The organism is Methylosoma difficile (assembly GCF_054657615.1).
Map to the genome: position 1 here is coordinate 180,539 of NZ_BAAHYJ010000001.1, position 18,743 is coordinate 199,281.

General features: G+C 48.1%; 17 protein-coding genes and 1 riboswitch. Of the genes, 12 read left to right on the plus strand and 5 right to left on the minus strand.

The genetic code is table 11. From position 1 onward, the window contains the following. Positions 1 to 6: 6 nt before the first annotated feature. Together ACYQ1O_RS00980 and ACYQ1O_RS00985 are read right to left on the minus strand one after the other, a co-directional pair. The gene (locus ACYQ1O_RS00980) at positions 7 to 909 is read right to left on the minus strand and encodes a sulfotransferase family protein (RefSeq protein WP_459989640.1); all 903 of its coding nucleotides are present in this window, start codon (positions 907 to 909) and stop codon (positions 7 to 9) included. Beyond that, positions 888 to 2,261, minus strand: coding sequence for an oligosaccharide flippase family protein (locus tag ACYQ1O_RS00985; RefSeq protein ID WP_459989641.1), 1,374 nt, complete (start codon positions 2,259 to 2,261; stop codon positions 888 to 890). Before ACYQ1O_RS00985 ends, ACYQ1O_RS00980 begins: the two co-directional genes overlap by 22 nt. 245 nt (positions 2,262 to 2,506) lie before the next feature. On the opposite strand from ACYQ1O_RS00985, the gene ACYQ1O_RS00990 reads away from it, so the two are divergent. Next, positions 2,507 to 3,961, plus strand: coding sequence for an O-antigen ligase family protein (locus ACYQ1O_RS00990; protein WP_459989642.1), 1,455 nt, complete (start codon positions 2,507 to 2,509; stop codon positions 3,959 to 3,961). Positions 3,962 to 3,967: 6 nt separating this feature from the next. After that, positions 3,968 to 6,523, plus strand: a complete 2,556-nt coding sequence (locus ACYQ1O_RS00995; RefSeq protein ID WP_459989643.1) for a cellulase family glycosylhydrolase — start codon at positions 3,968 to 3,970, stop codon at positions 6,521 to 6,523. A 69-nt stretch (positions 6,524 to 6,592) separates the two neighbouring features. Here ACYQ1O_RS00995 and ispB read toward each other — a convergent pair whose 3' ends face one another. Continuing rightward, positions 6,593 to 7,603, minus strand: a complete 1,011-nt coding sequence (ispB, locus tag ACYQ1O_RS01000; protein ID WP_459989644.1) for an octaprenyl diphosphate synthase — start codon at positions 7,601 to 7,603, stop codon at positions 6,593 to 6,595. Between the two features lie 304 nt (positions 7,604 to 7,907). On the opposite strand from ispB, the gene rplU reads away from it, so the two are divergent. From rplU to proB, 5 genes are all read left to right on the plus strand, one after another. After that, positions 7,908 to 8,219, plus strand: a complete 312-nt coding sequence (gene rplU, locus ACYQ1O_RS01005) for a 50S ribosomal protein L21 (RefSeq protein WP_459989645.1) — start codon at positions 7,908 to 7,910, stop codon at positions 8,217 to 8,219. 15 nt (positions 8,220 to 8,234) lie between these two features. Further along, positions 8,235 to 8,495 carry a 50S ribosomal protein L27 gene (gene rpmA / locus ACYQ1O_RS01010; protein ID WP_459989646.1) on the plus strand — a complete coding sequence of 87 codons (261 nt, stop codon included), beginning with the start codon at positions 8,235 to 8,237 and terminating at the stop codon, positions 8,493 to 8,495. A 116-nt stretch (positions 8,496 to 8,611) separates the two neighbouring features. Then, positions 8,612 to 8,974, plus strand: a complete 363-nt coding sequence (locus ACYQ1O_RS01015) for a SpoIIAA family protein (RefSeq protein WP_459989647.1) — start codon at positions 8,612 to 8,614, stop codon at positions 8,972 to 8,974. A 147-nt stretch (positions 8,975 to 9,121) separates the two neighbouring features. After that, positions 9,122 to 10,156, plus strand: a complete 1,035-nt coding sequence (gene cgtA, locus ACYQ1O_RS01020) for an Obg family GTPase CgtA (RefSeq protein ID WP_459989648.1) — start codon at positions 9,122 to 9,124, stop codon at positions 10,154 to 10,156. Further along, positions 10,143 to 11,264, plus strand: coding sequence for a glutamate 5-kinase (proB, locus tag ACYQ1O_RS01025; protein WP_459989649.1), 1,122 nt, complete (start codon positions 10,143 to 10,145; stop codon positions 11,262 to 11,264). The genes cgtA and proB overlap by 14 nt, the downstream gene beginning before the upstream one ends. A gap of 86 nt (positions 11,265 to 11,350) precedes the next feature. Here proB and rpsT read toward each other — a convergent pair whose 3' ends face one another. After that, entirely contained in the window at positions 11,351 to 11,614 is a 264-nt protein-coding gene (rpsT, locus tag ACYQ1O_RS01030) for a 30S ribosomal protein S20 (RefSeq protein WP_459989650.1), read from the minus strand. A gap of 94 nt (positions 11,615 to 11,708) precedes the next feature. Between rpsT and murJ the strand changes: the two genes are divergently transcribed. Further along, positions 11,709 to 13,238, plus strand: coding sequence for a murein biosynthesis integral membrane protein MurJ (murJ, locus tag ACYQ1O_RS01035; RefSeq protein ID WP_459989651.1), 1,530 nt, complete (start codon positions 11,709 to 11,711; stop codon positions 13,236 to 13,238). A gap of 80 nt (positions 13,239 to 13,318) precedes the next feature. Here murJ and thiC read toward each other — a convergent pair whose 3' ends face one another. After that, the gene (thiC, locus tag ACYQ1O_RS01040) at positions 13,319 to 15,190 is read right to left on the minus strand and encodes a phosphomethylpyrimidine synthase ThiC (protein WP_459989652.1); all 1,872 of its coding nucleotides are present in this window, start codon (positions 15,188 to 15,190) and stop codon (positions 13,319 to 13,321) included. Between the two features lie 30 nt (positions 15,191 to 15,220). Further along, positions 15,221 to 15,322: riboswitch (TPP riboswitch) on the minus strand. 338 nt (positions 15,323 to 15,660) lie between these two features. Here thiC and ACYQ1O_RS01045 point away from each other — a divergent pair. The 4 genes from ACYQ1O_RS01045 to ACYQ1O_RS01060 all read left to right on the plus strand — a co-directional run bounded on the left by ACYQ1O_RS01045 (position 15,661) and on the right by ACYQ1O_RS01060 (position 18,632). Further along, the gene (locus ACYQ1O_RS01045; RefSeq protein WP_459989653.1) at positions 15,661 to 16,386 is read left to right on the plus strand and encodes a glycosyltransferase family 2 protein; all 726 of its coding nucleotides are present in this window, start codon (positions 15,661 to 15,663) and stop codon (positions 16,384 to 16,386) included. Continuing rightward, positions 16,383 to 16,661: a lipid-A-disaccharide synthase N-terminal domain-containing protein gene (locus ACYQ1O_RS01050; RefSeq protein WP_459989654.1), complete on the plus strand. Its 279-nt coding sequence runs from the start codon at positions 16,383 to 16,385 to the stop codon at positions 16,659 to 16,661. Before ACYQ1O_RS01045 ends, ACYQ1O_RS01050 begins: the two co-directional genes overlap by 4 nt. Positions 16,662 to 16,690: 29 nt before the next feature. Beyond that, entirely contained in the window at positions 16,691 to 17,776 is a 1,086-nt protein-coding gene (locus tag ACYQ1O_RS01055) for a YkgJ family cysteine cluster protein (RefSeq protein WP_459989656.1), read from the plus strand. Positions 17,777 to 17,867: 91 nt separating this feature from the next. After that, positions 17,868 to 18,632, plus strand: a complete 765-nt coding sequence (locus ACYQ1O_RS01060) for an inositol monophosphatase family protein (RefSeq protein ID WP_459989657.1) — start codon at positions 17,868 to 17,870, stop codon at positions 18,630 to 18,632. The last annotated feature ends 111 nt before the right edge of the window (positions 18,633 to 18,743 follow it).

The window sequence follows — 18,743 nt, forward strand, 5'->3', positions numbered from 1 at the left end:
TTTTTGCTATTGATACCATTTTGAAAGGTCTTTGCCCCAATAGACCTCCAATGCTTTTGTGTCTTCCATCAAATCACTGAGCAGCTTGACCCTTGTGTTGGCGTTCAAAGGCGACAAGCGTTTTTTTCCTCGCCTTTTTAACCATTGACCGAAAGGCGAGCCAACCAAATCGTCGACTAATTTGTGCAGCAGTTGATTGCGGCTACCGGCAGGCAACAAGACATTGACAAGCAGACTGATGCCGGGCAACCTTCTTATTTTATAAATTTGCTTCGTCAATTTGCGCTTAATGCTCGCTTCGCCCGCTTCGTTTGCCTTTATCTCACTTGCGATTGACAAATTGATGACATTGCAGCCAATGAAGGCTTGCACTGTTTGCATTATGGCATCCGGATCACTTATCAGTGCATCGAAATCAACCAGCAAAATTTGCTCTTTAGGAAAATATTCCAAAAACCGATTAATTTGGGACATGTATTTGCTGGCATCCAGTATTTCCGGCTCGGCATCCAAGGCCTCCTCAAAGGAGCGGTAATGCTTATTGTCGGTAAACAACGAATGACCATAATGCGAGTAAGCCCGCTCAACGGGATGACGCATGATAAAAATGAGTTTGACATCTTTATTGAAAGCGTGGATTCGCTTAGGAACATCAGCAAAATGCGGCCAACGCGAATAGCAGGTGGAAGCTTCGCCTAGCCACTGCCCTGCCCTTGCATCCTTGAACAACGACAAATACCAATCTTTACCCTTTTGATAGACGCTATCGCGGCTAAAGTAACCGGGCTCTTTGGGCGTGGTCATAAAAATATCGGGATGTCCGCAAAGATACTGGTAAAGCGTTGTTGTTCCCGATTTCATGGCACCGACAATAAGAAAATCCGGTATTAGCCTAGTAGTTTTGTCCATGAAGAAAAATCCTTAAGAATAAAGAAATAAAACTGTTGGCACGCAATCCCAAGCGCATAACCCACAGCGACCATGGGGATCAGCATGATCTCTCGAAAAAAGCGTAACAATTTATACTTATGCAGCGCCAAGAGGACAATAAAGACTTCAATGATGACATTGCCCGCAATGGCATAAACAGCCCCATGCATACCGTATAAATTGAATGCCAAAGGTACGGTAACCCATAATAAAATCGCCCTTGCGGCGACGATGATTGTCCTTACAAATGGCTTGCCAATGATCGTTAACAGCTTACTGCCCAGCACATAAACGGAGCCGATCAAAGAAATGGATAAAACCCTTAGTATCCACCCTGCATCCTGATAGCGTTCATCGTAAAGTATGTCGATAATCAACGGCGCTGTCGAATACAAAAAACCAGCGGCCAACAAAACAAAAGTATCTTGCAACAAGCGTATTTTGTAATAGATGGTTTTTATCGACTCTGGCTTTTCACGCCAAGCGGCGCTGAGCAGCGGAAACAGCACGCCATCGCTAATCTTGCCCAAGACGGTATTGACGGAATCGGCTAAAAAATAAGCAACCGTATAAATACCTAATTTTTCCGCCGCTAGAAATTTACCCAAAATGATACGGTCGCCATGCAGCGCAAAAAAAGTAATGACCGCCGATGCAAAGAGCCATTTGCCAAAATGCAAAAATTCTAGAGCAATTGCCTTGTCGAAGTAGAGTTTGTTTCGCGAACCTTTCAGCAAACAATGTGACAAGATTGTGTTTAAAAAAGTACCCAGCAAATTCCCATAGACCAAGCCCCAAATGGTTTTTTCATAATAAGCCCAAGCAATCATCACAGCAATGCCGACTACTTGCGAAAACAACTCGATAAGCGTGACCCTATGCAATTGTAAGTCGCGCTGCGCCAACCAAATTTTAGTCGAAGCACCCCCCGCTATTAAAGCGTTTGCGCCAGAAACCCATAAAATTTCCGGTAATTGCGGGTAAGCGTATACGCCTTGCCCCAACTCCGCTTGCCCAAACCACTTTAGCCAACAGCCCAATCCGACAATGAACAGCCAAATTATGCCGCCACGGATAATTTGTATCGTCCAAGCGGTATTAAGGTATTCGGGTTGCCCCCCTTGTACATGACGGAAAATATTTTGCTTTAAGCCCATTTCCGTACACATAAAAACACCGATATTGATAGCGGTTACAATGGCCATCACGCCGAACATTTCTGGAACCAACAATCGGGTCAGAACAAGATTGCTCCCTAACCGCACCAATTGGGACATAAAATAACTGGCTAACACCCAGCTACCTGCGGAAACAATCCTTTTTTTATGCATTCTTTTTTACCAAACAGCAAAACAGCAACAATTAAGCTTTAATTTTTAGGGACGCCAGCATTATTATAGTTGGCTTATTTAGCATCGATAACGATTATAATCATAAGCTAGATCAATTTTGCTGAAATTGTCTCATTTTTGGGCAACCTCTCCTTTTACTATCACCTTTACCCCCAATAAAATCCATGTCCGAGTCGATCCGCTCATTTTTTTTCGTTTTAGCGATAAGTTTTGGTGCATTTACTATGGTAGGTAGGGCATTGCCTGCCTTTTTAAACCTAAAGACATTAATCCGTTGGCGCAACCTATGGTTAGCCGTGGTTGCTTCGGCATTTTTGCTGGGCAACTTTTGGCTGTTTGTCGCTTTTTTTATCCTGTTTACTTTTTTAGCCTTCCCAAAATCTAGCGCAAACCGAATAACTTATTACTTGCTATTGCTATGCGCACTGCCGCTTTTGCCGGTAGAAATCCCCATGCCCGGCATACGCTATCTATTCGAACTGACCTACCCCAGATTATTGGCGCTTTGTTGCCTGCTGCTACCGTTCATTACCGGCCGCACGCCAATGCGTATTTTCACAATGCCGACTGATCGTTGGCTAATCTTATACATTGCCCTGATTTCTTTTTCTGAATTTAGGGACAATACGGCGACAAATGCCTTAAGGGAATGTTTTTTATATTTCTTGGATATTTATTTGCCTTACTTCATGCTCAGCCGGTTTTTACCCGATTTACCCCACCTCAATCGAGCGCTGATTGCCTTTGCCATCGGCTTGTTGCCAACAACTTTTATCGCCATTTTTGAGGCCATCAAACATTGGCATTTATTTAACGATCTCATCACAGTCTTAACCGGAAAAAACCCGAAATTTGCTTACGATAACAGAGGAGGCGCGCTAAGGGCGACATCTGTTTTTAAGGGGCCCATCATTCTGGGTTATGCAATGCTCATCGAATTTTATGTGCTACTCTACCTTAAGCCATTAATCCGTAACAAAAAAACATTTAACCTATTAATGCTTGCGGTCATCGCAGGATTATTGGCATCCGTCGCCCGCGGCCCTTGGGTAGCGTTTACCATCGCCTTCGCAACCTACCTGTGGACGGGGCCAAACAGCATTAAGTATTTATCAACGCTCGCCGCATCAGCAATTGGCGGGCTATTTTTGCTGAGCCTGACAGAAGCCGGCAGAAAATTTATCGACTTGTTACCGATTATTGGCACGGCGCGCTCGGACACCATCGACTACCGCGCCAAATTGCTGGAAGTATCATGGGTGGTATTCCAACAAAACCCTTGGTTCGGCTCGACAACATTTCTGGAAACGCCAGAAATGGAAAGCATGCGCCAAGGCCAAGGCATTATCGACATTGTTAACAGCTTTGTCTTTATCGCGCTCAACAATGGCATGATTGGGCTGGGATTATTTTTAGCCATTTTTGCGGTACTGATGTCAAAATGCTACTGGTTAAGCAAGCACTTACCTGCCAACGAAACTGAACTGATCCGCTTGGGGCGTATCCTATTGAGCATTCTCAGTGGCATTTTATTGACTATTTTTACCACCAGCCCGATCGATTATGTCCCTGTCCTGTTCTGGGCATTTATAGGCATCAGTGCTGCTTATGTAAACATTGCCGAAAAAACACTTAAAGAACTGAAAAAGCAATCCTCCCAATTAAAATCCAATTCTTGAATTACTATGCGCCTATCCTCCGCCATTTTTCTTACCTCCGGCCTGTTACTCAGCCTTAACAGCTTTGCAATTGACGAAATCAAAATCGAGAAAAAAAATGCCTTGTTCTCATTAGGCGAACAAACCCTGCCGCTGATCCGCAGCACCTATGTGGGTTGGACGGGAAAATGGCAATGGGCCAATACAAAAGTGAGCACCAGCAGCAATCTTGACAGCTTTACTGGGCGCAATGAAAGCATGGATATCGATTTCAAAGGCAGTATCAGCCAACAAGACCAACAAATGACTTGGGCTTACGAATGGGACAAACACGCCGATGTGCCGGATGCCATTGGCTTTGGGATTGAGTACAAATTTCAGCTCGACTCACCCACTTTTCCATCCAAAGCCCAGCCACCCGAGCTGCTTCCAGACAACCAGGGCTGGCAATGGCAAACACCTAACGGGGAATCCGTCACCGTCAAATTCTCACCCGCACCTGCCAAGCTGTATTTTGAAAAGGGCCAAAAAAGCCTCATCAGGGCGCTGTTCTTCACAGACATCAAGAAAGGCCCGCAACACTCGAACGTCACCATCAGCGTCAACAGCAAAAACAAACTTGAAGGTTCAATCGGCACAAAACCGACCGACCTAAGCCAATGGCATAAAAACATTTTGGACGACACGGCATCACCCATTGATTTATCGTATCTGAACAACGACCACAAACCCGCCGGCAAGCACGGCATACTGCAGGCACGGGAAGATCAATTAGTTTTTGCTGACGGTACGGCAGCCAAATTTTGGGGTACCAACGTCATGGCGAACGCCTTGTACCAAAGCAGTGATGTTGACATAGAAAAACATGCCAAACGTCTTGCGCAACTAGGATTTAACTTGGTCAGAATCCACCATCACGACAGCAAATGGGTCAAACCCAATATTTTCAAAAACCCCGAAACGGATACCCAATCCCTATCTGAACAGTCATTACAAAAACTCGACCTGTGGATTAAATGCCTAAAGGAACAAGGTATTTATGTTTGGCTGGATTTGCACGTCAACCGCACTTTTACTGAGGCGGATGGCATTGATTATTTTGATGAAGTCAACGCAAAAAAAACAAAAAAAGATGGCAAGGGTTTTAGTTACCTAAATACCAGCATCCAACAAAAAATGCAGGCTTTTAATAAAGCCTACCTTGGTCATGTTAACCTCTATACAAAAATTGCTTACCAAGACGACCCCGCTATCATCTCGGTACTATTAACTAATGAAAACGATTTAACCCAACATTATGGCAACCTATTCGGCGGAAAAAACAACTATATTGCCCATTCAACTCTTTTTAACAGTGCGGCAAAAACCTTCTCAGAAACCTACCAGTTACCGCCTACCAAGACCAGTCACCCTTGGGAAATGGGTCCAGCCAAGCTATTTTTAAATGAGCTGGAGCATCGCTTTAACCAAACATTAAGCAACAGCATCCGACAACAAGGCTATAAAAGCCTTCTGGCAACTACCAACAGCTGGGGAAAAATGGGCATTTTTGGCCTGCCCTCATTAACTGATGGCAATGTCATTGATAGCCACTCTTATGGCTTAGCGGAAGAACTCAAACATAATCCTCGCTTTAACCCCAGCTATCTAGCTTGGATCGCAGGTGCACAAGTTGCCAACAAACCCTTAAGCAGCAGCGAATGGGCTATTGAACCCTTCGCCGGCGAAGACCGCTTTACAGCACCGCTTTACACGGCGAGCATTGCCAGCTTACAAGGCTGGGATGCCATAATGCTCTATGGCTACAGCCAACAAAAACTTGGCAATGACGAACGCTCAGGCGATTACAGTTTTTTTAACGACCCTTCTACAATAGGCTTAATGCCCGCTGCCGCCCTCATTTATCGACAAGGCCAAGTTGCCCCCGCGAAAAACAACTATCAGCTGCAATTGCCCAAAAATGACTTTTTCTACAAACGGATTGACCCCAACACATCAAAAACCATCCGATCACTCTTTGAAACCAGCCGCCTGACCATTGGCATACCCGAAACAAGCGAACTGCCTTGGTTGAAAAGCACGCCCTTGGCTAAAAACAGCATTGCCATTACCGATCCTGACAAAGACTATATTCCCGAAGGGCAAAACTTTGTCATCTCAGATACTGGAGAATTAAAACGTGATTGGGAAAAAGGCATCCACAGCATTGACACCGAAAAGACACAAGCCGTATCGGGATGGCTAGGCGGGGAAAATATTAAGTTGGCGAACGCCAGTTTTAGCATTACCACACCAGCAGCCACTATTAGCGTGCAAAGCTTAGAAAACAAAGCCATCAAAGATTCGACAAAAATCTTTATCACAGCACTGGCAAAAGCCGAAACCACTGAAAAAAACAGCCTGCCCTTCCTTTCCGAACCTATCTCCGGAACGATCAGCTTCAACGCCCCAGAAGACTTAAAACTTTATCCAATCAGTAACGGCGGTGACGAAGAAGAAGCATTGGTACCACTTTACCAACAAGGCAAATACACCATTGACCTAGGCAAAAAACCACGGCATTGGTATGTACTAAGGAAATAAAAAATGGTTTAGACAGAAGAAATAGAGATTGGCGAGGGGGACTCGCCAATAAAGATGTCGGAACAGCTATTAATAGCTTCGCTGAACTGAAAACTTAGCCAATAACTTTAAGGCTTCTTTAAACTCAGACTCCGGCAACACTGCCAATGCATCGATGGCTTTTTGCGCTTCATCTTCGGCGCGTTGCTCGGTATAAGCAATCGCTTGGGTTTTTTGCACCACGGCATAAACCTCGTTAAAGGCATCACGGTTGCCATTTTGAATGGCATCAATGATGATCGCCGCCTCGCTTTCCGATCCGTTTTGGATGGCGTAAATCAATGGCAAAGTCGGCTTGCCTTCCGCCAAGTCATCACCCAAATTTTTGCCCAATTCTTCTGGGTTGGCTTTATAGTCAAGTGCATCGTCAATCAACTGGAACGCCACACCCAAATGCTGACCGTATTGCGCCAAATTTTCTTCCACTTCAGGGCTTTCGCTTGAAATTACCGCCGCCAAACGGGTAGCGGCACTGAACAGAATGGCTGTTTTTCTGGCGATGACTTCCAAGTATTTGGCTTCGGTAGTTTCAGGGTTGTTGCAATTGAGCAATTGCAGCACTTCACCTTCAGCAATAGCTGTCGTGGTTTTTGAAAGAATTTCCATAACCCGCATATTGCCGGTACGCACCATCATTTCAAAGGCGCTGGAATACAAATAATCGCCAACCAAGACGCTGGCGGCATTGCCCCACACGGCGTTGGCGGACTCTTTGCCTCGCCTTAAGTCCGACTCGTCCACCACGTCATCGTGCAGCAAAGTCGCAGTATGGATAAATTCAATCACCGCCGCCAAGATCAAATGGCTTTGGCTGACCTCACCCAACGCTTTTGCCGCCAACAACAGCAACATTGGACGCAAGCGCTTGCCGCCGCTACCGACAATGTAATGCCCCATTTGGTTAATCAACACCACATCAGAACTTAATTCTTCAACAATTAACCGATCAACGGCCTTAGCTTCTGCCAACGTTAAATTTTTAATGGAATCAAAGTCGATGAGTGCCTGGGCAGGCGTGGATGATTGAGGTTGCGCGGCCATTAGTTTGTGCTTTCTGTAGGGTTTTAATTATTGATTATCAGCCTATTATAACCTAATACATCAGCAATCGCCCATGCCTAGTTAGGCTGTATGGCAAGAGCTGCCTTATGCGCTTCGCAGAAAGCATAAAAACAAACCGACCTAATAGCATGACAGCATGACAAAAAAGCCTGCTGGCTTTGGAAAGAATATAAGATAGGGCGCCAACACATCATCAAAATAAAAATGTAATTGACTAAACCTGTCAACAAAAATATAATGCCGGGTCTACTTAAAACAGATTTTGCTTGATGGAGCTTGACCGATGTATGCGGTAATTCAAACAGGTGGTAAACAGTACCGCGTTCAGGAAGGTACTTACTTAAAAATAGAAAAATTGGAACTGGGCGTTGGCGACAGCGTTGAGTTTGACAAAGTACTGATGATTCAATCAGACGACGAAATCAAAATCGGCGCACCTCTGGTTGAAGGCGGCAAAGTGACTGCAACCGTTTTGTCACAAGGCCGTCACGACAAAATCAAAATCATTAAATTCAGAAGACGTAAGCACCACATGAAACAAATGGGGCATCGTCAATACTACACAGAAGTCCAGATCACTGGCATTTCTGCATAATCTCAGGAGTTAACAATGGCTCATAAGAAAGCTGGCGGTAGTACCCGCAACGGTCGCGATTCTAATGCACAACGCTTGGGCGTAAAAGCCTTTGGCGGCGAAACCATTCCTGCGGGCAGCATCATCGTCCGTCAACGCGGCACACGCTTCCATGCAGGCGAAAACGTCGGAATTGGTAAAGACCACACACTGTTCGCCACAGCTGCCGGCACCGTGTTATTTCAAGTTAAAGGCCCCAAAGGCCGTAAATTTGTCAGCATCGTTCCCGCTGCTTAATTCCAAAGACTTCCAAAGGCCTGTACACACCACAAGCCTTTGGAAAATCAAATTAGCCTTGCCCATGTTAAGCTATAGCAAATATTTTTTCCTTATCAAGCAATAAGGTAGCGCTAATGGCCTTAACTATCCAGTTTGAAGAAAACAATCTATTTGTTGTCCGTTCATCAGGTGTATTAGATCGACCTGATGCCGATGCCATAAAAAAAGAAGTCGTCAGCTTCATGAAACGGCACGGCAGAGCCATTGGCCTTATTATCATTGAAGATGGTTTTCTCAACGTTTCCAAATTTGCCAGTTGGGACGATGACGAAGATGACGAATACATCCAAAAGCACCTGGACAGGCTGGCAATTGTTGGCGACTTAAGATGGCGGGATAGCGCCCTGCTTTTTTTCCTAAATGGTTTTGTTCCATTCAGCATCGAATTCTTCAAAACAGACCAAGAGGCATTTGCCAGAGCTTGGCTAAAAAATTGACCCAGCCCAGCCTGCCACGCTTTTTATAGCCATCATGCAAAGCTACGCTGGCAAAGGGGAACAACCCCAAACCCCGAAAAGCTCCGCCGTTTGTATGGCGGGGCTTTTTTTGTTTTTACAATCTGGTTTAAAGCGGTGTAAACAACTATGAAATTTGTTGATGAAGCAGAAGTTCGCGTCGAAGCGGGCGATGGCGGCAATGGCGCGGTCGGTTTCCGACGCGAAAAATACATTCCAATGGGCGGCCCGGACGGCGGTGACGGCGGTGACGGCGGCAGCGTCTATCTGGTCGCCATGGAAAACGTCAACACCCTAGCAGACTTCCGCTACCAAACAGTGTACCGTGCCGAACGCGGACAAAATGGCATGGGGCGTAACTGCACCGGCAAAAAAGGCGAAGATTGCTTCGTAGCTGTTCCTTTAGGCACCCGTGTTTATGATGCCAGCACCGAAGAAGTGATTGGCGACCTGCTCACTGTCGGCGAAACCCTATTGGTTGCCCAAGGCGGCTTCCACGGCCTAGGCAATACCCGCTTCAAAAGTAGCATCAACCGCGCCCCGCAAAAAGCCAGCAAAGGCTCTGCCGGCGAACATCGCTTATTGCTATTAGAACTGACCCTGATCGCAGATGTCGGCTTGCTCGGCATGCCTAACGCCGGCAAATCCAGCTTAATCCGCGCCGTCTCCTCAGCAACACCCAAAGTTGCCGACTACCCGTTCACCACGCTCTATCCTAACCTTGGCGTCGTCAGAATCGACGAATTCCGCAGTTTTGTCATCGCCGACGTACCCGGCGTTATCGAAGGCGCCGCCGACGGCGCAGGCTTGGGGCTGCAATTCCTTAAACATCTGTCACGTACCGGCCTGTTACTGCATCTTATCGATGTTGCACCCTACGAAAGCATGGACACACCCGTACAAGCCGCGCAAAAAATTATCCGCGAAGTGGAAAAATGGAGCGACGACCTTGCCAACAAACCACGCTGGTTAGTACTGAACAAAATCGACCGCCTACCACCTGACGAAGTGGAAGAACACTGCGACGCCATTATTGCCGAACTCAACTGGACTGGCTCCGTCTTTAAAACAGCAGCCATCAATGGTGCAGGCACACAAACCCTGATGTTTGCCATCATGGAGTTTTTAGAAGAACAAAGGCGGGTGGCCAATGAGCAGGCATGATTTCGCAAATCTAAAACGTGTCGTCGTCAAAATAGGCAGCTCACTGCTCACCAAAGGCGGACAAGGGCTGGATAAAGTCGCCATCGCCGATTGGGTCAAACAAATGGCACAATTGCGCCACAACGGCGTTGATGTGGTATTAGTGTCGTCCGGCTCGGTTGCCGAAGGCATGAGCCGGCTAGGCTTAAAAACCCGCCCCAAGACCTTGCACGAACTGCAAGCCGCCGCCGCTGTCGGACAAATGGGCCTGGTGCGCTTTTACGACGACGGCTTCCAGCAACACGGCCTCCACGCCGCACAAGTGCTGCTGACCCACGACGACCTATCCGACCGGCAGCGCTACCTGAACGCCCGCAGCACCCTACTGACATTGCTTGATTTTGGCATCATCCCCGTCATCAATGAAAATGACACCGTTGCCACCGAAGAGATCCGTTTTGGCGACAATGATACCCTAGGCGCATTGGTCGCCAACCTAGTTGAAGCCGAACTGCTGCTCATCCTCACCGATCAACAAGGCCTGTTCACAGGTGACCCAACCTTATTCCCGGACGCAACCTTGGTGTCAGAAATCAGCGCCAACGATCCAAGCCTTGACAAAATGGCAGGTGATAGCCGCAGCGGTTTAGGCAAAGGCGGCATGTCCACCAAAGTCCGTGCCGCCCGACTGGCCTCACGCTCCGGCGCAGCCACGGTGATCGCCGCTGGCGCCGCCGAAAACGTCATTAGTCAAGTGATTGCAGGCGTAGAACTGGGTACCTACTTCCTGCCCGACCTCGAACCCATCGCCGCCCGCAAACGCTGGCTGGCAGGGCAACTGCAAGTCAAAGGCCAATTGGTACTGGACGCAGGCGCGGTTAAAGTGCTTAAAAATGAAGGCAAAAGCCTGCTGGCAGTCGGGGTAAAAAGTGTCTTAGGGCAATTTGAACGCGGCGAGCTGGTCTTATGCCTTGATGAAAACGGCATGGAAATCGCCAGAGGCCTCATTAACTACGGGGCAGCGGACAGTCAGTTAATTGCAGGCAAGAGCAGCGCGGATTTTGAAAAAATACTGGGCTATGCTGACGACGAGGAACTGATCCATCGGGATAATATGGTGGTGGCGTAAACCCAACTTTTTCCATATTTTAAACTCACAAAAAAGGCCGGGGCGAAAACCGCACCGGCCTTTTGGGCAACGCAAAAAAGCGAAGATTAAGCCATTGCTTTAACTTTGGCGTTCAATCTGCTTTTGCCGCGTGCGGCTTTATTTTTGTGGATGATGCCTTTGTTTACCGCAGAATCGATAATCGGCATGGCAATCTTAAAAGCTTCTTGGGCTTTTTCTTTATCGCCAGAATTAACGGCGACAATTACTTTTTTTACGAATGTACGCAAGTTGCTGCGTTGTCCTGCATTGCGAACACGGCTTTTTTCCGCTTGTTTCGCACGTTTTTTAGCTTGTGCTGTATTAGCCATAGTGTCTCGAATCTTGGTAAAGTTAAATAGCCCTGCATTATCTTTTTAAATGCTATTATTGTCAACCATTTAATGGCTTTTTTAAGGATTACTCATGAGCGGGCAATTGTTTAAGTCCACCGCAGTGGTTGGCAGTATGACGCTGCTATCAAGATTACTGGGGTTTGTACGCGACATGCTCATTGCACGGCTATTTGGCGTAGATCCCGCTACAGACGCTTTTTTTGTCGCCTTTAAAATCCCTAATTTCTTACGCCGCCTGTTTGCGGAAGGCGCGTTTGCTCATGTTTTCGTACCCATCATCGCCGAAGCCAAACGCCAAGACAATCCGCTTGCCTTAAAAACATTAATCGATAAAACCTCCGGCACGCTAAGCCTCTGGCTGGCATTGTTCACACTGATCGGCATGATTACCGCGCCCGTGTTGATTTGGCTACTGGCACCCGGTTTTGCTTGGCAGGGCGACCAACACGCCTTGTCAGTACAACTGTTGCAGATCACCTTGCCTTACCTGCTGTTTATCGTGCTGGTGGCGTTTGCTGGCGGCATTTTAAATGCCCATGACCGTTTTGCCATTTCCGCGCTCACCCCCATTTTTCTTAATGTCTGCATGATTGCCACGGCGGTTTGGCTGGCTCCTCGACTTGAAGAACCTGTTACTGCTTTGGCGTGGGGCGTATTACTGGCGGGTGCAGTACAGCTTTTATTTCAGCTGCCCGGACTGGCAGCATTGGGGCTAATCCCCAGATTGCGCGTGGATTTTCAAGATCCAGCCGTTAAGCGCATCCTTAAGCATATGTTACCGGCGATTTTTAGCGTGTCTGTCACGCAAATCAATTTGTTGCTCGACACTTTGGTCGCATCTTTTTTAACTGTGGGCAGCGTATCTTGGCTGTATTATTCAGACCGCTTGGTGGAATTTCCATTGGGCATTTTAGGGTTGGCTTTAGGCACGGTCATCTTGCCGAACCTTGCCAAGCATCACGCCAGCGAAGACCCTGCCGGTTTCGCCAACGCACTCGATTGGGGCTTGCGCTTGGCTGTTTTGGTTGGCGTACCCGCGACGATTGGTTTGATTTTTTTGGCAGAACCCATGCTTTCTACACTCTTTCAATACAGCGAGTTTACCGCTGCCGATGTAGTGATGTCAGGGCAAAGCCTAAAAGCTTATGCGGTCGGCTTGCTGGGTTATTTGTTGATAAAGGTACTGGTGCCAGGGTTTAGTGCGCGCCAAGATATGCACACACCGGTACGCTATGGCGTTTATGCCATGCTAGCTAGTCTTGGGTTAAACGTGGCTTTGGTTTTTCCGCTCGCCCATGCGGGTTTAGCTTTGGCGACATCGCTCGGCGCGTTTTTTAACGCCGCATTACTACTGCTAAAACTACGCAAAGAAAAAATTTATCAGCCCGCCAGTGGCTGGCTGCTGTTTGGCAGTCGGATTCTGCTTGCCAGCTTGGCAATGTCTGCCATGCTATATTTTTGGGTGGATGTAACGTGGTGGCAACACTGGGAATCGCCAACCCGTGTGCTGCATTTGTTTAAATGGATTGTTTTGGGGATTTTGGTTTACGCAGCAACGCTGCTATTGAGCGGCTTAAGGCCAAAACATCTGGGATATTAAATATTCGACTGCTTTTATTCGTTAGAAAAGTGGAGTGAAAAACCTGTTTTTCACTCCTTATAACTTCTTAAGCTTGCCGTTTAGACTTTGTGGTAAATCGCCGCGCCTTCTTCCAAGAATTGCTTGGATTTTTCATCCATACCTTTCTTTAACGCTTCTTGCTCATCAGAGATGCCCTTTGCCGACGCGTAATCACGCACGTCTTGGCTGATTTTCATCGAACAGAAGTGCGGGCCGCACATTGAACAAAAATGCGCGATTTTTGCAGATTCTTTCGGCAAGGTTTCATCATGGAATTCGCGAGCTTTTTCAGGATCAAGGCCAATATTGAATTGGTCTTCCCAGCGGAATTCAAACCGCGCTTTGGACATGGCATTATCACGCGCTTGTGCGCCTGGGTGACCTTTCGCCAAATCGGCAGCGTGGGCGGCGATTTTGTAGGTAACGATACCTTCACGCACATCTTGCTTGTTCGGCAAACCCAAATGTTCTTTTTGTGTCACGTAGCAGAGCATCGCGCAGCCATACCAACCAATGTTTGCCGCGCCAATCGCCGAAGTGATGTGATCGTAGCCTGGAGCAATGTCAGTGGTGAGCGGCCCTAAAGTATAGAACGGCGCTTCGCCGCATTCTTCCAATTGTTTTTCCATGTTGACCTTAATCATGTGCAATGGCACATGGCCTGGGCCTTCAATCATGGTTTGCACGTCATGCTTCCACGCGATTTTGGTTAATTCGCCCAAGGTTTCCAATTCACCGAACTGTGCAGCATCGTTGGCATCGTAAATCGAGCCAGGACGTAAACCGTCGCCCAAAGAGAATGACACGTCATAAGCTTTCATGATTTCGCAGATTTCTTCAAAATGCGTATACAAGAAACTTTCCGTGTGATGCGCTAAGCACCATTTCGCCATAATAGAACCACCACGCGACACAATACCCGTCATACGTTTGGCGGTCAGCGGCACATGATGTAAACGCACACCGGCGTGGATAGTGAAATAATCCACGCCTTGTTCAGCTTGTTCAATTAATGTATCGCGAAAAATTTCCCAAGTCAGGTCTTCAGCCTTGCCGTTGACTTTTTCCAAGGCTTGGTAGATCGGCACAGTACCGATTGGCACAGGCGAGTTACGTAAAATCCATTCACGGGTTTCGTGGATGTTTTTACCTGTCGACAAATCCATAATGGTGTCGCCGCCCCAACGGATGCCCCACATCATTTTTTCGACTTCTTCTTCGATGCTGGAAGTAACCGCTGAATTGCCCAAGTTGCCGTTAATTTTCACTAAGAAATTACGGCCAATAATCATCGGCTCCAATTCTGGGTGATTGATATTGGCAGGGATAATCGCGCGGCCTCTAGCCACTTCGCTACGGACAAATTCAGCCGTAATCACATCAGGAATAGACGCGCCAAAAGAGTCGCCAGGATGTTGATCTTTCCACAATGCCCGCATCTCATCCATTTTTTGGTTTTCGCGGATGGCGATGTATTCCATTTCTGGCGTGATAATGCCTTGGCGAGCGTAGTGCATTTGGCTGACGTTTTGTCCGGCTTTGGCGCGACGCGGTTTGCGGATGTGTTCAAAACGCAGATGAGCGGTTTTCGGATCATGCAGGCGTTGCAAGCCAAATTCAGATGTAGGGCCTGCCAATTCTTCGGTGTCATTGCGTTCTAAAATCCACGCAGTGCGGACATCAGGCAAGCCTTTTTTCAAGTCGATGGTGACACTCGGGTCGGTATAAACGCCTGAGGTATCATAAACATACAGCGGCGGATTTTTTTCAGCACCGAAATGTGCGGGCGTGTCGGACAATGTGATTTTACGCATCGGCACGCGAATATCAGCGCGGCTGCCTTGCACGTATATTTTTTCTGATGCGGGGTAAGAATCGATTTTTACAGCTTTTTCTTCAGTAGCTGTAATTTCTTTGATGACTGCGCTCATGTTATCTCCAACATTCAATAAGATAGGCGCAGGGAAAAGTCTTGGCTTTCCTACGCCGGTATTAACCGGGGTCAGGTTCAAAGGGTATCTCTCAGCCTCGAAAAAATCTTCGAAGCACCCCTAGCCTTTACGGATGTCTAGCTAAGTTAAAGTAAATACAAGCAGATTGCAAGTGCATTGACCATGGTGCCAAAATTATTACGCTAGAAGCAATAATGTTTAAATCTGCATTTTTATTCGCCAAGCCAGTACGGAATAAATTTTAAGGTACGGCACTAACAATAAACTTGTAAAAAACAAGTGACACACCCATAAGCCCCTTTTATTTCAACACGTTAAAAACAAAACCTCGCTAACCAAATAGCTAACACTCGGTTTTTGTAGGATTTTTTGAAAAAAAAAATGCTAGAATCGGGAATTTTAGCCAACATGAACCGTCAAGCAGCCTTTCCGTCTATCAGCGAGGAATCGTGAAAATTTCCATTGTTATTCCTGTTCATAATGAAGCCGACAACATTGTTTCATTATTATCAGAAATAGAATCCGCCATGCATGTCGCCGACGCCTATGAAATCATCGTGGTTGATGACGGCAGCAAAGATCAGACAACCCTTGTTTTAAAAGAGCTGTTGGCGAAAGGCAATAAAAGCTTGCGGATTTTCAGCCAACAACAGAGCGGGCAAAGCACCGCCATCCGCACCGGCGTTAAAGCGGCGCAGTACGATGTGATTGCCACACTCGATGGTGACGGGCAAAACGATCCGGCAGACATTCCCAACCTTTACAATGCCCTAGTGGAACAAAGCGCCAGTATTGCCAACTTATGGATGGTTGTCGGTTGGCGCAACCATCGCCACGACTCGCATTGGCGCTTGCTGTCTTCCAAACTTGCCAACAGCGTCCGCGCCCGATTGCTTGGCGACCATACGCCCGATACCGGCTGCGGCAGCAAGGTTTTTTATAAAGACAAGTTTTTAGATTTGCCCTACTTTGACCACATGCACCGCTTTTTACCCGCGCTTATTATCCGTGCCGGCGGACAAGTCATTTCAGAGCCGGTCAACCACCGCGCCCGCATCAATGGGCGCTCAAAATACGGCACACTAGACCGATTATGGGCGGGCATTATCGACATAATGGGCGTCATTTGGCTGCAAAAACGCGCCAAAACTCCAATCATTAAGGAATTATCGTGACGACCGAAACTATCTGGGTTGCCATTGGCTTTTTAGGGCAGGCCTTGTTTTCAGCGCGTTTTATTGTGCAATGGCTGAAAAGCGAAAAGGAAAAGAAAAGCGTTTTCCCCATCGCCTTTTGGTATTTCAGCATTGCCGGCGGCATCACCCTGCTGGCGTATGCCATCTACCGGCAAGACCCTGTCTTTATCCTAGGTCAAGCATCGGGTTTGCTGATTTATTTCCGCAACCTGTATTTTGTCGTTTATCAGAAAAAAGCCGCCGATTCCCAATAAGCAAAGGCCCGCACATCAAACGTAGCGTCATGACCGACATCCCACGCCCACTCACACACCACTACCAAGACCCGCTGGCACGGGTGTGGCTGGCCTGTGCCGAACAAATGGGCTTCCGCGTTCAACGCACCCGCGAAACCTATGCATCAAGTGACGGACGTGGCACCCTCTGGATAGCCGATGATAGCTTGTTTGACCCTGACGACTCGCTTGCACAAATGATTTTCCACGAACTTTGCCACGCGCTGGTTGAAGGTGAAAGGGGCGAAAACCGCCAAGATTGGGGGCTAGGGTACGGGATAGGCAATAATCCGTGGCGGGAACACGCCTGTTTGCGCTTGCAAGCTTATCTGGCTAGCGGCCTGGGCTTACGCAGTTTTTTTGCCCCGACCACCGACTTCCGCATCCTGTTTTGGCAGCATCTGCCGGAAGACCCTTTTTACGCAGACCCCAATGACGGTGGCGGGCGAGAACGCAGCTGTGTTGCCGCGCGCATTGGCGCGTGGCGGGCTTCCTTGCCACGCTGGCAACCGCTGCACCATGCACTAGTGGCAACAGCGGCCATTGTTGCCGTCACACCCAAACAACTGGCGGAAGAACGCCGCAGCAACAGCACACTTTTGCCTTCATTGTGGGAGGCCGCCACAACACCGCCTGCCCGCCATCCGGCAGGCCACGCCGCCATCGCCGATTATTTACCAAGCCACAGCTGCGCCGATTGCGCCTGGTTTTTTAGCGAAGGGGAACAGCATTATTGCCAGCATAAACCGGCATTAGCCTTACCCAAAAACGCCCCCGCCTGCCAACGTTGGGAAGCTGCCGTCGAACTCGATTGCCTCACCTGTGGTGCCTGTTGCCGTGAAGCCTACGATGCCGTTGAAGTCGGCGCAGACGAGGCTGTCATCCAACTGCATCCTGACCTGATTGTCATCGACGGCACGCGCAACAAACTCCGCCGCAGCGGCCTGCGTTGCGCGGCTTTGGCGGGCGGCAATACCATTCACGAAACCTTTACTTGTGACATCTACCCCGACCGGCCCAGCACTTGCCGGGATTTCACCTTGGGCAGCGACAACTGTTTGGATGCAAGGCAGCGGGTCGGTTTGTCGTTATAGGGTAAAATGCTCCGCGCCATTAACCTTCAGCAAAAATACTGCCGCTGAACGTTCTGCTTTCTTTTTATTCTTACACCACCAAGGCCTCGTCATGTCCATTACCCTGAACACCATTGAAACCATCGTCCGCAACGCGGGCAGTTTGGCGTTAAACCATTTCAACGATTTGCAGAACCTGCAAGTCACGCAAAAAAATCCGCGTGATTTTGTCACCGCCGCCGATGTTGCCGTCGAAGCTTTTTTGCAGGAAGTCCTCACCCGCGACTACCCGGAATACGGCTTTTGGGGCGAAGAAAGCGGACAAAGCAACAACCAAAATGCCCGTTGGATTGTTGACCCCATCGACGGCACCCATTCCTTTTCCAAGGGCCAATATTTCTGGTCGATCAGCGTCGCCTTGGAAATTAACCAAACCCTTATAATGGGTGTGGTCTACGCACCGGCATTAGATGACATGTACAGTGCAGAACGCGGCAAAGGCGCGTGGAAAAACGGCAAAGCCATCCACGTTTCCAATGAAGACAATCTGGGCAATGCCATGATTGCCACCGGTTTTGCCTGCTTACGCGCCTACTTGGAAGACAACAATCTGGCCCGCTTCGCCAGGATTGCCCAGCTGACCACCGGACAACGCCGGTTCGGCTCTGCCGCCATGGATTTATGCTTGGTTGCCGACGGACAAGTCGATGCTTTTTGGGAACAAGAACTCAATCTCTACGATGTCGCCGCCGGTGCATTGATCGCCCAAGAAGCCGGCGGAACGGTCACCGACTTTAAAGGCAATGCCGGTGTTTTCCCCAAACAAATCCTCGCCACCAACGGCAAAATCCTCGCACAACTGCTGCCGCTGATGTAAGCCTAATGCCGTTAAATTTAGCTGCACGTTGATGTGTAAGGGCATAAATGGAGCGCTGAACCATGAATGCCCTTCGACAGGCTCAGGGCGAACGGAAAAAGTCTTAACTTA

Bases quoted from the DNA above. Each gene is read 5' to 3' on its own strand.
- ACYQ1O_RS01055 (WP_459989656.1), top strand. From the start codon at position 16,691: ATGACCGACATCCCACGCCCACTCACACACCACTACCAAGACCCGCTG.
- rpsT (WP_459989650.1), bottom strand. From the start codon at position 11,614: ATGGCTAATACAGCACAAGCTAAAAAACGTGCGAAACAAGCGGAAAAA.
- ACYQ1O_RS00990 (WP_459989642.1), top strand. From the start codon at position 2,507: ATGGTAGGTAGGGCATTGCCTGCCTTTTTAAACCTAAAGACATTAATC.
- thiC (WP_459989652.1), bottom strand. From the start codon at position 15,190: ATGAGCGCAGTCATCAAAGAAATTACAGCTACTGAAGAAAAAGCTGTA.
- ACYQ1O_RS00985 (WP_459989641.1), bottom strand. From the start codon at position 2,261: ATGCATAAAAAAAGGATTGTTTCCGCAGGTAGCTGGGTGTTAGCCAGT.
- rpmA (WP_459989646.1), top strand. From the start codon at position 8,235: ATGGCTCATAAGAAAGCTGGCGGTAGTACCCGCAACGGTCGCGATTCT.
- proB (WP_459989649.1), top strand. From the start codon at position 10,143: ATGAGCAGGCATGATTTCGCAAATCTAAAACGTGTCGTCGTCAAAATA.
- murJ (WP_459989651.1), top strand. From the start codon at position 11,709: ATGAGCGGGCAATTGTTTAAGTCCACCGCAGTGGTTGGCAGTATGACG.
- rplU (WP_459989645.1), top strand. From the start codon at position 7,908: ATGTATGCGGTAATTCAAACAGGTGGTAAACAGTACCGCGTTCAGGAA.
- ACYQ1O_RS00980 (WP_459989640.1), bottom strand. From the start codon at position 909: ATGGACAAAACTACTAGGCTAATACCGGATTTTCTTATTGTCGGTGCC.
- ACYQ1O_RS00995 (WP_459989643.1), top strand. From the start codon at position 3,968: ATGCGCCTATCCTCCGCCATTTTTCTTACCTCCGGCCTGTTACTCAGC.
- cgtA (WP_459989648.1), top strand. From the start codon at position 9,122: ATGAAATTTGTTGATGAAGCAGAAGTTCGCGTCGAAGCGGGCGATGGC.
- ACYQ1O_RS01015 (WP_459989647.1), top strand. From the start codon at position 8,612: ATGGCCTTAACTATCCAGTTTGAAGAAAACAATCTATTTGTTGTCCGT.
- ispB (WP_459989644.1), bottom strand. From the start codon at position 7,603: ATGGCCGCGCAACCTCAATCATCCACGCCTGCCCAGGCACTCATCGAC.
- ACYQ1O_RS01060 (WP_459989657.1), top strand. From the start codon at position 17,868: ATGTCCATTACCCTGAACACCATTGAAACCATCGTCCGCAACGCGGGC.